12 protein-coding genes are annotated in these 13,892 nt (G+C 52.8%); 9 read left to right on the top strand and 3 right to left on the bottom strand.

The genetic code is table 11. The features are described 5' to 3' along the window. Positions 1–151: 151 nt before the first annotated feature. From C7820_RS11090 to C7820_RS11070, 5 genes are all read left to right on the top strand, one after another. The gene (locus C7820_RS11090; RefSeq protein ID WP_116231729.1) at positions 152–1,357 is read left to right on the top strand and encodes a YhgE/Pip domain-containing protein; all 1,206 of its coding nucleotides are present in this window, start codon (positions 152–154) and stop codon (positions 1,355–1,357) included. A gap of 138 nt (positions 1,358–1,495) precedes the next feature. Beyond that, entirely contained in the window at positions 1,496–2,416 is a 921-nt protein-coding gene (locus C7820_RS11085) for a helix-turn-helix transcriptional regulator (protein WP_116231728.1), read from the top strand. 142 nt (positions 2,417–2,558) lie between these two features. Next, entirely contained in the window at positions 2,559–4,076 is a 1,518-nt protein-coding gene (locus C7820_RS11080) for an MDR family MFS transporter (RefSeq protein ID WP_397334159.1), read from the top strand. 177 nt (positions 4,077–4,253) lie between these two features. Then, complete coding sequence (locus C7820_RS11075; protein ID WP_116230985.1) at positions 4,254–5,099, top strand: MerR family transcriptional regulator; 846 nt, start codon at positions 4,254–4,256, stop codon at positions 5,097–5,099. A 101-nt stretch (positions 5,100–5,200) separates the two neighbouring features. Continuing rightward, positions 5,201–5,965: a glucose 1-dehydrogenase gene (locus C7820_RS11070; RefSeq protein ID WP_116230984.1), complete on the top strand. Its 765-nt coding sequence runs from the start codon at positions 5,201–5,203 to the stop codon at positions 5,963–5,965. Between the two features lie 84 nt (positions 5,966–6,049). On the opposite strand, the gene C7820_RS11065 is transcribed toward C7820_RS11070, so the two are convergent. The 3 genes from C7820_RS11065 to C7820_RS11055 all read right to left on the bottom strand — a co-directional run bounded on the left by C7820_RS11065 (position 6,050) and on the right by C7820_RS11055 (position 8,617). Continuing rightward, on the bottom strand, positions 6,050–6,400 hold the full coding sequence (locus tag C7820_RS11065; protein ID WP_373318997.1) for a luciferase domain-containing protein: 351 nt from the start codon (positions 6,398–6,400) through the stop codon (positions 6,050–6,052). 42 nt (positions 6,401–6,442) lie between these two features. After that, positions 6,443–7,324 carry a haloalkane dehalogenase gene (locus C7820_RS11060; protein ID WP_116230983.1) on the bottom strand — a complete coding sequence of 294 codons (882 nt, stop codon included), beginning with the start codon at positions 7,322–7,324 and terminating at the stop codon, positions 6,443–6,445. Between the two features lie 243 nt (positions 7,325–7,567). Then, the gene (locus C7820_RS11055; RefSeq protein WP_116230982.1) at positions 7,568–8,617 is read right to left on the bottom strand and encodes a permease; all 1,050 of its coding nucleotides are present in this window, start codon (positions 8,615–8,617) and stop codon (positions 7,568–7,570) included. Positions 8,618–8,786: 169 nt separating this feature from the next. Between C7820_RS11055 and C7820_RS33425 the strand changes: the two genes are divergently transcribed. From C7820_RS33425 to C7820_RS11040, 4 genes are all read left to right on the top strand, one after another. Next, a complete protein-coding gene (locus C7820_RS33425; RefSeq protein ID WP_179231835.1) occupies positions 8,787–9,020 on the top strand; it encodes a hypothetical protein in 234 nt (77 codons plus the stop codon). Then, positions 8,911–10,644, top strand: a complete 1,734-nt coding sequence (locus C7820_RS11050) for a histidine kinase (RefSeq protein WP_116230981.1) — start codon at positions 8,911–8,913, stop codon at positions 10,642–10,644. The genes C7820_RS33425 and C7820_RS11050 overlap by 110 nt, the downstream gene beginning before the upstream one ends. A gap of 14 nt (positions 10,645–10,658) precedes the next feature. Beyond that, on the top strand, positions 10,659–11,993 hold the full coding sequence (locus C7820_RS11045; protein ID WP_116230980.1) for a response regulator transcription factor: 1,335 nt from the start codon (positions 10,659–10,661) through the stop codon (positions 11,991–11,993). A 119-nt stretch (positions 11,994–12,112) separates the two neighbouring features. Beyond that, the gene (locus C7820_RS11040; protein WP_116230979.1) at positions 12,113–13,843 is read left to right on the top strand and encodes an extracellular solute-binding protein; all 1,731 of its coding nucleotides are present in this window, start codon (positions 12,113–12,115) and stop codon (positions 13,841–13,843) included. Positions 13,844–13,892 lie beyond the last annotated feature (49 nt).

The raw sequence follows: 13,892 nt of genomic DNA, 5'->3' as shown, positions 1-13,892 counted from the left end.
AAGAATGTGTCGAGTAATGCGCACATTCCGGATTATTGTTTATTGAACCGTCTATGCGCTCTTATTATAATGAGTTTGCCCGAGATAATCAACGCGATGTTCATTATCTTGAACAAACTATAAAGGCATAGGAGTGATGAGTGAAATGACTTTGATGAAGCAAAAGCTGGTGTGGGTGCTGCCGCTGATCGTAGCCGCCGTTATATTTGTGTTTAGTTTGGCGATGATTCCGACCATAAATCCGACCCCGGTCCGCCTGCCGATCGCATTGGTCAGCGAGGATCAAGGCGTGACGCTGCCGAACGGAACCGCGACGAATATGGGAGAAACGCTGACCGGTATGATTAAACAGCAGACTTCATCCACGGCTTCAGCAGATGGACCGGCGATTGAATGGGTTCATGTAAACACGGAAAAGGAAGCGATGTCCGGTTTGGATGAACAGAAATATTATGCCGCGCTGGTAGTTCCGGCCGATTTCAGCCAGAATCAAGCGACGCTGCTCACGGATAAACCGGTTCAGCCTCAGCTGCGCATTTACGTGAACCAAGGCATGAGCGCTTCAGCTTCCACCATGGCCGGTCAGGTGCTCAACCAAATCGTCGACACGATGAATGCGAAGATCCGCGCTGACCTGCTGGCTGCAGCCGGTAAGCTGAGCGGCAAGGTTACGGTGCAGCAGGCATCTGTGCTGGCGGCGCCTATTGCGAAGGACGTAAAAAATGTCCATGAGACAGGCACCCATACGGCGAACGGCAACGCGCCGGTGTCGTTATTCCAGCCGATCTGGATGGGCAGCATCTTGGGCGGGGTTATGTTCTATCTCGTCATCAGCAAGCTGAACTTCGCCTACCGCCGATCTCTGCTCGCTGCCCGAGTAGTCCAGACCGTCGCGGGAGCTGTTCTGGCACTTATTGCCGGGTTCGGCCTGACCTGGTTTGCCGGGAGCTGGGGACTCCATATTCCGGACGGAACGGCTACTGCGATATTTTTGTCACTATGCTACTTTGCCTTTTTCCTGATGATCTCCGCCGTGCTGTCCTGGGCAGGGCTCAAGTCGATGGTGCTGTTTGTCCTGCTGCTCTTCTTCGGGGCTCCCCTGCTGAGCCTTCCTTCCGAGATGATGGGATCGTTCTACCGCGACTACGTGTTCCCTTGGCTGCCGATGCGGTTTATGGTGGAAGGGCTGCGTGAGATGTTCTTCTTCGGCCGGGGCCTGGATTGGAATCATTCGACTGCCGTGTTAACCGGCATTGCCGCGGTTAGTCTGGTTGTTCTGCTTGGCTCGGCTCTGAAGGCTCGGCAAAACCAGCAAACAGCAAGAGGTACCGTCGAGACGCAGACTGTGGAGGCGTAAAGAAGGCGGCCCATGCCAAAATCGCGCTCATCCTGGTAAATAGTTTTGCGCTGAAGAAGTACCGTAAATTATAATGAGGCGTAGAGAACTGCTAACCGTTTGAAGAACGGCGGCGAACAGGTGCAGGAGGAAAACGCATTGAAGCTCGAACGCATCATATCGATGATTTACATGTTGCTGAATCACGAAATTATTACCGCGTCGGCGCTGGCCGAGAAGTACAACGTTTCGCAGCGGACCATATACCGGGATATCGATGTCATCTGCGCGGCTGGCATTCCAGTGGTGTCCTACCAAGGGGTCAAAGGCGGTTTCGGCATTATCAAGGATTATAAAATGGAAAAAAGCCTGCTCGGTTCGTATGACGTCGGGTCGCTCGTGACGCTGCTCTCCAGCATGTCGACCGTGTTCGAGGACGAAAAGGCGGCCGAAACGATTCAAAAGCTGAAGACCATCCAGCACGAAAAGGATTCGCCGGTGTTGTCGATGAATCTAGCGAGCCGGCAGCTGTATAATGACGCTCTGCGGCTGCTGCGGGCGGCGATCACGGAATGCTGTGTCGTGCGCTTCAAATATATCAACGCTAGAAACGAGAAGACCGAGCGAATCGTGGAGCCGGTGCGGCTGATTTACGAATACGACGTCTGGTACCTGTTCGCCTACTGCCGGGACCGCCAGGATTACCGGAAATTCCGGCTGTCCCGGATGGCCGACCTGCAGGCGATGGGCGAGCATTTTACGAAGCATAAGCATGCGGCTCCCGAAGAAGTGACGTTTAAGCAGCTGCACAACCAAGGAAACCCGGTGCATGCGGTGATTCATTTTTCCGCCGACTGCCTGGCGAGAGCGATGGACTATTTCTATGGAGCGGAGAAAACATATCTCGACGACGGCTCGTTCCTGCTTAGCATTACCCTGGAGCATATGGAGCGAACGCAGTGGCTCATCCCGATGCTGCTCAGCTTCGGCGACGGTGCCGAGGTGAAGGAGCCCCCGGAGCTTCGGGAGGCTGTCCACGCCAAATTAAAAAAAATGATTCGGAAATACTCAGAAGTATGACATACAGTTGTCATACTTTTTTGTTTACACTCAGAATCAGTTACAGAGAAATCAGAAATTTAAAGGAGTGTTTGAGAACGTGAAACCTGCACAAAAGAGCAGTCTTCCGGTCGTCATCGCCGGCCTGCTGCTGGGCATCCTGATGGCCTCGATGGATAACACCATCGTCGCCACGGCCATGGGAAATATCGTGGGTGAGCTCGGCGGCATGGATAAGTTTGTATGGGTCACCTCGGCCTACATGGTGGCGGAGATGGCCGGGATGCCGATCTTCGGAAAGCTGTCGGATATGTACGGCCGCAAAAAGTTTTTTGTCTTCGGGATTATTCTGTTCATGCTGGGGTCCGCGCTGTGCGGCACGGCGACCACGATCACGGAACTGGCCTTGTACCGGGCGGTTCAGGGTATTGGCGGGGGAGCGCTGGTCCCGATCGCGTTTACGATCATGTTCGATGCGGTCCCGCTGGAGAAGCGCGGCAGCCTCGGCGGTTTGTTCGGCGCCGTGTTCGGCATGTCCAGCATTTTCGGACCGCTTCTCGGGGCGTACATAACGGATCATATCGCCTGGGAGTGGATTTTCTACATCAACCTGCCGCTGGGCGTCATCGCCTTCATCATGGTGGCGTTTTTCTACAAGGAGTCGCATGAGCATTCCAAGCAGCCGATCGACTGGTTCGGCGCCTTTACGCTGCTGGGAGCGGTCATCTGCCTCATGTTCGCCCTGGAGCTGGGCGGCAAGGAACTCGCATGGGTTTCCTGGGAGATCCTCTCCTTGTTCGGAGGATTCGCGGTGCTGCTGATCGCCTTCCTGTATGCCGAGACCAAAGCGAAAGAGCCGGTTATTTCGTTCGGATTGTTTAAAAACCGGCTGTACGCCACCAGTGTCCTGGTCGGCCTGTTCAGCGGCGCGGCGTTTATCGCGGCTTCGGTGTACATTCCGATTTTTATCCAAGGTGTGCTGGGCGGTTCGGCTACAAATTCAGGGCTGGTGCTGCTGCCGATGATGGTCGGCTCGGTCGTCACGGCGACGCTGGGCGGCAGTCTGATGAACAAAATGCCGTACCGGAACATTTTGATTCCGACGCTGCTGTTATTCCTGGTCGGTACGGCCTTGGTCGCCACCTTATCGGTGAACTCGACCCGGCTGATCGTGACGATCTATATGATTCTGATCGGGCTTGGAATCGGCGCGTCGTTTTCGGTGCTCGGAAACGCAGCCATTCATGGTTTGGACTACCGCCAAAGGGGAACGGCGAGCTCGACGCTGAACTTCCTGCGCTCGCTCGGCATGACAATCGGGATCACAACCTTCGGATTGATTCAGAGCCATTCGTTTACGCATGAAATGACGAAAAGGTTCGGCTCTGAGGGGGCTGGCGCAGCAAACGCGGGAGGAGCAGCGGCAATGCCGGCGGGGCTCGATATCAAGGATCCGCATGCGCTGCTGGCTCCGGAGACACGCTCGCTCATTCCGCCTGAAGTGCTGCATAACATTTCCGAGATGCTCGCTTCTTCAATCGTCCAGACGTTCGCATGGGCCTGCGTGCCTGCGATTCTTGCCCTGCTTGCGGCACTGTTTATGGGCAGCAAAAAGCTGGATCATACGGCGGAGGTTGCTCCCGCAGGCGGCGAAGGGAAGGAATATTCTCCGGTTCACTAAGTAAAAAATTGAGCTAAGATCACCACGGCTGCAATCTGGAGGCATCATGGATGCCCTGGAATGCAGCCTTTTTTGGGAGTGGAGAATGGTTAGGTGTTTGCTATTCCCCAATTGACGCATCTGCAGTACCTTCATACAATGAAGCTGTGATCTTACCTCGGAAGGGAAACGAAGAGCATGTTTAAAATCAGCGCTTTTGCCAAAATGAGCGGGATATCGATCAAAACGCTGCGTTATTACGATGAGCTGGGGATTCTGAAACCGTCCGCTGTGGATGAGAGTTCCGGCTATCGATATTATTCCGCCGATAACTTGCTGACGGTGGAACGCATCCGTGCTTTTAAAGAGCTTGGGCTGACACTGGAGCAGATCGCTCCGCTGCTTCAGGAGGAGGGGACGCCGGATACGGCTGCGGGTACGCTTGCTATGAAGCGGGCCGATCTGGAGACCGCCATCCAGGAAGCACAGCGTCAGCTGGAAGAAATCGACCGGAGAATGCAGCGGCTGGAACAAGTCGGGGCGGCTGCGGTGGATGGACCCGAAGCCGTAACGCTCCGTGAGCTGCAGCCGCATTGGGCCGCCTCGGTCAGGGATACGATCCCGCGGCAGGACCTCTGCCTGCTGGTCAATGAGGTGAGGGACTATGTCATGGCTGGCGGCTGCGGAACAGCGGACGGACCGCTGATTCTTCTCTGGCATGACGCGGGCGGGAACGGCGAAAGGGAAGTCATTGACATCGAGGTGGCATTTCCACTGGAGGAACCAACCCCGGAGCGTGGGCGCGTCCGCATCGTAGAGCTGCCCGGCTATGAAACCGCCGCATCCCTGATTCATGACTGCAACCCCTATGCCGCCCACTGTCCTGCAGCAGCGCACGTCATGGCATGGGCCGCTTCGCAGGGATATGAACCGTTACCCGGTGAGCCGGTCCGTGAAGTCTATATTGCCGCCGAACGAGACATGTACGGAAAATTCCGCAGGTCGGAAGTAATCCTCCCGCTGCGCGGTACACTGAGCCCTTGATTTGGTGTTGTTGAACGAAGGCTCACTCCAGGTGTTGACTCTCCCCTCAAGGGGAGAGTGTACAGTGGGTTTACAAACCACAGAAGAAGGAGTGAGCAGGTATGAAAAGATTGGAAGGGAAAACAGCTCTCGTGACCGGAGGCAGCCGGGGAATAGGAAGGGGCATTGCACTGCGTCTTGCCTCTGAAGGTGCGCTTGTTGCGGTCCACTACGGCAGCCGCAGGGATGCAGCGGACGAGGTCGTACAGATGATTGAAGAACAGGGAGGCCGGGCGTTTGCCATTGGTGCCGATCTTCAGGACATCCAAGGCGTCCATCGTCTGCTTGAATCACTGGATGCCGAACTGACCCGGCGGACAGGCAGCCGTCAGTATGACATTCTGGTGAACAATGCCGGCATCGGAACATCGAAAACGATGGAAGAAACAACGGAGGCAGACTTTGACGAGGTGTTTGCCGTGAATGTGAAAGCGCCGTTCTTTCTCGTGCAGCAGTCGATGGATCGGCTGCGGGACGGGGGACGGATTATCAATATTTCTTCAGGCGTGACCCGCATCGCATTTCCGCATATCATGTCCTACAACATGACCAAGGGGGCGGTGAACACCTTTACGCTGCACCTTGCGAAGCTGCTGGGTCCGCGCAGCATTACCGTGAACGCCGTGCTTCCCGGCATTATCGACACCGATGTGAACGCCTCTTGGCTGAACACGCCGGAAGCCCGTCAGGGAGCGGCGGAAATGTCCGCTCTTGGACGAATCGGAGAGGCCGCGGACGTCGCGGATGCCGTCGCTTTCCTGGCTTCACCGGACGGCCGCTGGGTGACGGGGCAAATGCTCGATGCGACCGGAGGATCGCATATATAAGTGACCCGCGGTCATTGTTTTCCGTTTGGCACCATGGTTGCCACAAACATCGCTGGACAAAAAAAAGAAACAAGCGGCTGGATTTTAGCCGCTTGTTTCTTTTTCCAAACGGATGCCATCTATCTTTTTCACCAGGTATTCATACTTGAAGCGCAAAAGTTCAACTGCGTTGGTCATGTCCCTTTCAGACTTCAAATGAATAGATACCCAACCCGAATGAGGGAACATATGATGCGGGTTGGCAAGACCGGTGGCTACCACGTCATCCCGTTTCGATTTGGGCAAGAGCAGATCAATCAGATGGTCCCCATGTAAATGACCTATTTCTTTTCCCCCATAAAGAAACTCAATTCCGCCGAATCGGTGGGGGCTAACCGTTACACCTGTCCATGACAGCAATTCATCCGATAGGACTTCCCTTCGAGAAATGGTCATCTGATCAAGTTCTCCTCTCCACAAGCAGATTTGGTCCAAGCTCTATTTCAGCCTTTTCAACCAAGAGGCAAGGGCCTCCCCAACCATATCGGGGGCATCTTCCATCGGGTAATGAAGCCCTGGCACCGTCACTTCGGTCTGCTCGGGCCAACTGCGGCAAAAATCCAATTGGGATTGCGAAGTCCTTCCTGGTTCGGCATGGATGAATAATTTGGGGACGGGGCTGTGTGCCAGCCAGTGGCCATAAGCCGCGACAATTTCATTCACCTCCGTCGTTGACCCGTCGTCAAAAGGTAGCTGCCTGGCCCAGGAGAGCATCGGACGACGACCTTCCCCTGGTTCGACAAAGGGGCGGTGATACTGCTCCTGCTCATCCTTCGTTAACTGACGAATGACATTAACGGGAAGATTGACATTCAGGAATGAGTTTTGTTCCAGTATCATCTTTTCACCTTCTTCAGACCGCAGCGCTTGAAATATTTTACGCCCTTGTTCCGGCATTTCGCTCCAGCTGCTGGATTTGATAATCGCTTCCATATACACGATACCGTCCACAGCGCCAGGATGCCGCCGCGCCCAATCAAATCCCAAGGCAGAGCCCCAGTCGTGTACGACGAAGGTGATCTTCTCATGAATCCCAAGTTTGTTAAGAAGCTCGTCGAGGTATTCCCGGTGCTGAGCGAAGGTGTAGGCGTCCGGACCGCTAACCGGCAGTTTATCGGAATCTCCCATCCCGACTAAATCGGGGGCAATGCAGCGCCCGGTGTTTTGTGCGTAAGGAATAATGTTGCGCCATAGATAAGAGGAGGAAGGGTTACCATGCAGGAAAACGATCGGATCACCACTGCCGACCTCTACATAAGCCATCTCTAAATCATAAACCCGTTGACGCTTTTTTTCATAAGGAAATGCTCCGCTAACCATACGTATCTCACCCTTCTGCTCACACCGCTGCTGTTGGGCATCGAGTGTGTATTTTGAAGTTATTTAGTTGACTTGTAAACTTAGTCTACGAAAATGATAACGCAATTAAGTTGAGTAGTCAACTAAAAATCACCTACATTTTTCTTTGCCTCCCATTCATTGATCCAGCCCAAAGAAAAAAGCAATCCATCCACGAAATTCCTGTGGATGGATTGCTTTGATTACATATGCGTTTCACCGCAATTACAGCAGCCAAGCGCCTAGCAGGCCGCTGATCAGTCCGGTCACGATGACCGCGCCGAACACGAACAGCAGCACTTTCCGCGGGAACGACTTGGCCACGATCAGCATGGACGGCAGGCTGACTGCCGGGAGCGTCACGAGGAGCGCTGCGGCTGGGCCCGAACCGACGCCCAGGGACAGAAAGGACTGGATGATCGGAATTTCGGCAGCCGTCGGAATGACAAACAGCGTGCCGACGACGGCGAACAGGATAATAGCAGCGATCCCGCCACCTACCCATATCGGGAACAGGGTGGACTGGAAAGCACCCAGCAGCAGGACGGCAATCAGGTATGCCGGAACGACGCTCAGAATCATCAAGCCGAGGCTCTTGGCCCAGCGGACAAGGAAAGGTCCGCGGTCCGTTTCCTTGACGGCCGTTGCTTCCTCCAGCGGTTCCGGCACTTCGGAGGAACCGGCAAAGCGGTTCGCGAAGTAGCTCACGCCGAACGTCAGAGCCAGTCCCAGAACAATGCGCAGCAGTGTGAATTTCCAGGACAGCACGAAAGCCATAAAGATAAGCGTTGCCGGACTCAGCAGCGGGTTGCCAAGCCAGAAAGCGAGCGCAGCTCCGACGGACACGTTGCGCTTGCGCAGGCCGCTCGCAATCGGGGCGGCACAGCAGGTGCACATCATGCCGGGCAGGGAGGCGACCCCGCCGATCAGGGTGCTCTTAAACGTCGTTTTGCCAAGAAGCTTATACAGCCACTGGACGGGCAGCAGCACCTGGACCAGCGAACCAAGCAGAATGCCGAGAACGGCCGCTTTCCATACCGACTTGAAGTACGTCTCTGCATAGGAAACCGCCGAGTGCCAGGAAGGCGCCGATCCGCCCGCTCCTAGAATGGACGATCCGATGCTGTGCTCGGCTGCGGCTTTAAATGCTTTTTGATAGTACGGCCACCATTTGACATAAGACAAGCCGATGGCGGCGATAAGAATAAACAGAACCACGAGCCAAATCGTTTTTCTGTGATTCTGACGATGAATATTTGGACTAGCGGGTGACATGGCGATCTATCCTCCAAGCGTATTTAAAATGTGAGATGAAGCCATTCCTGCATATCAACCTAAGTTGCAAGCAATCCATTATATCATAAAACAGGACAAAACGGGGTAAAGGTCCGCAGGTTTGGCCGGACGGAGGACATTTATCATCCCGAAGGGGAACCGGAGAAGGATGTGGACTGTTTTTGCTGAATTATTGTTCAGGGGAAAAAGCGAGAATTTTATCGAAAAAAGTAAGTTTTTTGAGTATGCTGATGGCATGCTTATCGGCGACATTGGACTAACGGGGGTAGAGCATGAAGCTGCAATCTGCGGGAAAAGCATCACGGTGGTACGTGTATCAGAAAATCGTCATCGTTTTTATTTTATTTTTGCTTCCACTCATTTCGATGAATATCTGGCTTAACTATAAGGGGATGTCCATCACCAAGGATGCGATTTTGAACTCATCTTTGGCAGGTGCGTCCTTCTACAGCAAGCAGCTCGATAAAGAAATGTACTTTATCCGAAACCTGCAGCTTCAGCTGTTAAATGACAAAGATCTGCAGAAGCTCAGCTTCCGCGGCAGCATGCTGGAAAATTATGAAGAGGTGGAGCTGATCGATCAGGTCCGGGACCGGCTTGCGACACTGACCGTTTCCAGCGAATATGTAGTGAATGCGGGCGTGTACGTCGAAGCCATCGGCAAAACGATTTCCACGGATTCGGGTGTGACCAATACGCCCAATGAGGAGCTGAAGCTGATCTCGTCGCTCATGGCCGTTACGCCCAAACCATCGTTCTATAGGAGCGGAAGCCGGATTTTTTTCATCGAAACGGAAAATAACGGCGCGGTCTGGTCTTATATCGAGATTTCCAGACTCAAGCTGCTGGAGGCTTTGAGGGAGATCGCCAATTTGTATCCGCAATCCGAAGTGCTGCTCGGGGATAAAGAGGCGGGAACCGTTCTGACGACAGCGCAGGAGCAGGGGGAGTCCGCTGCGGTTTTGGGGCTTTTTGATGATGAAAGCCTGCATAATTCGAGTATGCCTGAGATGCGGAAGATGCACGGCGTGAACTATTTTATTACACCCAATGACGTCAGTTCACTGCATTTATCGCTCATCATGTATGTGAATCAAAATGAGATCACGCGCCCGTTGAGCCAATTTATTACGTGGTTCTACACCCTGTTTATCATCGCGATCATCGTGATGATCCTGTATTCTTTTTCCGTCAATCTCATGATCCACAGGCCCTTATCCAAACTGGTCAAGGCGTTTCATATGATTGAGACCGACAACTTGAACATTATGATTGAATCCAAAACGAAGGATGAGTTCCATTACGTCTTCAACAGCTTTAACAATATGGCACGCAAGCTCAAAAATTCGATCCAGGATAACTATGAGCAAAAGATAGCGCTGCAGCGCTCCCAGCTGAAGCAGCTTCAGTCCCAGATCAATCCGCATTTTCTGTACAACAGCTTTTTTAATATTTACATGATGTGCAAAGTAGGCGATTCGGACAGCGCTGCTGAGCTCTCCCAGCGTCTCGGCAGCTATTACCAGTACATTACGAGAAGCGGTGCGGACGAGGTGCCTTTCGATAAAGAGTACCGTCATGCGCTCGATTATTGCGATATTCAGTGCATCCGTTTTTCCAATCGGGTACATTTCGAATACGAGGAGCAGACGGAAGTCCCCGCTACAATCACAGTGCCGCGGCTGATCATTCAGCCGATCGTGGAAAATGTGTTTGAGCACGCCTTTGAAGACGGCATGATGGAGGGGAAGGTCTACATCCGGACGGAATACCGGGAAGGGAAACTGTGCGTGACGGTCGAAGATAACGGGAATTTGGCTACCGATGCCATGATCGAACAGTTGAACACCAAGCTCGCCAGGGATTCAAAATCGATCGAGAACACGGGTTTGATCAACGTCAATAATCGCCTCAAGCTCAAGTACGGGCCGGAGAGCGGCTTAACGGCGTCAAGAAGCATGCATGGCGGCTTAAAAATCAACCTGACCATTATACCAGAGACATAAAAGGAGGCAGCATCATGTACCGATTGTTGATCGTGGATGACGAGCCGGTTATCGTAAACGGGCTGATTCAGCTTTTTCAGGAAAATACGGAATTCGAACTCGATGTATGTAAAGCCTATTCAGCCGCGCAGGCGCTGAGCATCGCCAAGAAGATGAAGCTCGACATTTTGGTCAGCGATATCCGGATGCCCCAAAAAACCGGACTGCAGCTGGTCGACGAAATTGCCTATTATTGGCCGCACTGCAGAATCATTTTTCTGACCGGTTACAGCGAATTCGATTACGTGCAGGCTGCGCTGCGGAAGAGTGCGGACAATTACATATTAAAAACCGAGGGTATCGACCCGATTTTTCGGGCCGTTGGGGAAGCCTGCCATAAGCTTGACGAGGAGAACAGCCGCAGAATCCGGGAAGAAAAGGCCAGCATGCATTTTCAAATCGCCGCTCCCGTCTTGAAAAATGAACGCATCAGAAGGATGCTGAAGGGGGAGCCTGCTGCTTCGCTTCTAGCCGATCCCCGGTACGAGGAGCTGGATTTCCGGCTGAACGCGGAAGAACCGGCATTTGTAGTCATCGGCAGGATCGACAACCCGGAGGATTTGAAACCGCAGGAAGCGCTGGAATCCGTGCAAAGGGCGTTTCATAATAACCTGCCTGACTCGATCACCTGTGAGTCCTCCATATCGGATGAACATATCGTTGTGTGGCTGCTTCAGCCGCAGGCGGAACTGCTCGGCCGTTTCCTTCACCCTGATCCGGAGGCACCGGCTTGGAAAGGATTCATGGCGTATATGAAGGGGATCCTGGAACTGGTGCAAAATGAATGCGAAAGCCTGCTTGGCGCATCCGTGTCATTCGGCGTTTCCGGCGATTTGAGCAAGGGCTGGGAGACGATCCGCGACCAATACAGCGCGCTGCTCGGTGCACTGGAGTCCCGAGTCTCTTTTGGCCACAAGATGATCGTGATTGATATTGAGCAGGCCCATCAAGAATTTTCGCCGGAATCCGGGCAAATGAAGCAGGAAGACATGAAATCCTGGGTGATCAACCAGATTCAGAGCTTCATCCAGCACCATCTGTCCGGTGATGTGTCCCTGACCGCGATTGCGGAGCATGTCCATTTCAATCCGTCTTACTTGTCGCGTTACTACAAACAGATGACCGGACAAAATTTGCAGGATTACATCCAGTCGAAAAAACTGGAATGCGCGCTTCATCTGATGCAGCACACCAATCTGAAGTTAATCGAAATCGCCGCCCGGGTCGGCTTCGATTCGCATTCCTATTTTACGACCTTTTTCAAGAAAAAGATGGGGGTTTCTCCCCAGGAATACCGGAACTCCAAATAAGTAAAAAAAGTGAAAGCAAAGTAAAAAACTCAAAATTGATAGCGCTTTCCTTCGGAATCTATAATGATGACGTGAAGCGATAACAAGATGACAGCATACAAAGGGGGAAGGCCATCAATATGAAATTACACAAGCCATGGAAATTGCTTTTGCTCGCCACGATTTCTCTTTCGTTATTCACGGCATGCTCGAGCCAGGGGAAAGATTCGTCGGCAAATTCTGCCGCAGAAACGGCATCCAAGGAAGAAACCAAGAGCACAGACGCACCGCCCGAGCCGCTTGGCAAATACCCTGAAACGGTAACCGTAACGGAGGTGCTCGGTTATAACCCGCCAGAGGACCCGCGGACACCGAAAGGCATTACGCCTGACCAAAATGCTTACCTCAAAGATCTGAAAGACATGTTAAACATCGAGGTCAAGTACAAGTGGACCGTTCCATCCAGCCAATTCGAGCAAAAATTCTCGCTCGCGATGGCTTCGGCCGACCTGCCGGACATTATGGAGCTGGACCAGAAAAACTTCGAAAAGTTGAAGAAGCAGGGCATGCTTGCTGATTTGACCGCAGCTTACAACGATTACGCTTCGCCGGAATTGAAGAAATACATGGAGTCCGACGGCGGCTTTGCGATGAAGACGTTCTCCGAAGACGGCAAGCTGCTCGGTATCCCTGCATTCGAGGACCCGTTCCTGTCGACGCAGCTGCTATGGCTTCGTAAAGACTGGCTCGACAACCTGAAACTGCAGCCGCCTGCGACGATGGATGACCTGGATAAGGTTGCGAAGGCATTTGTTGAGAACGACCCGGACCAAAACGGGCAAAACGATACGTACGGCGTATCGCTGCAAAAAAATCTGTTCTTCTGGGCTTATGATTTGCGAGGCTTCTTTAACGGCTTCGGGGCGTATCCGTCGATTGGGGACAATCAATCCGCCTGGATCAAGGACAGCAGCGGCAAGCTGATTCCCGGCTTGATTCAACCGGAAGTGAAGAATGCGCTTGGCAAGCTGCAATCCTGGTACAAAGACGGCATTTTGGACAAAGAGTTCGCTTTGAAGGACGAAAACAAGGCTGTCGAAGACATTACGGCAGGCAAAGTCGGCATCGTCTACGGGGAATGGTGGTATCCGAACTATCCGCTGAACCTGAACGTGGACAAGGATCCGAAGGCAGAGTGGATCGCCATTCAAATTCCGGGTCTGGACGGTCCGGGCAAATCGCTGGTGCCTAAAATCCGGAGCGGAAAAGTGTATGCCGTCAACAAGAAAATGAAAAATCCGGAAGCTGCCATCAAAATGATCAACTTCTACATCGAAAAAGGCAAAAAGAAATACATGGAACAAAACAAAGCGGAAAACGGATACGTCTATAACTGGTTTAATCCGCGGATCTATAACCCGGCCCAGATCGATACGATCTACACGGAAGTCAACAAGGCACTCGATGCGAAGCAGACCGAAATTACGCTGGATGACGAGAACTACAAAAATGTGGCCGATGTGTTCAAAGCAGCTCAGGATTACCTTGCAGGCAACACGGCTAACGCTTCCAAAGGCGTGAACTGGGGCCAATACTTCAGCCGCGCGGCGAAAGACGGCGGTTGGGGGATGACACGGAAGATCAAGGAAAGCGGAGCTTTCGTGAACAACGAGTTCTTCGGATTGCCGACGGAAACGCAGGTCGAGAAGGGCGCCCAGCTCGATAAGCTGATGCAGGAAGCGTTTACGAAGATCATTTTGGGCGGATCCCTAGACGATTTCGACAAGTTCGTTCAGAGCTGGAAGTCCCTTGGCGGCGATCAAATTACCAAAGAGGTTAACGACTGGTACAGTCAGCAGGCTGCGAAATAATTCGATTCGCGATTGCCGCTAGCAATCCTGAAATGAAGTGAAACGGGAG

Source organism: Paenibacillus sp. VMFN-D1 (assembly GCF_003386155.1).
In the GTDB taxonomy this organism is placed as follows: Bacteria; Bacillota; Bacilli; order Paenibacillales; family Paenibacillaceae; genus Paenibacillus_AQ; species Paenibacillus_AQ favisporus.
This window is presented reverse-complemented; position numbering and strand designations above follow the sequence as displayed.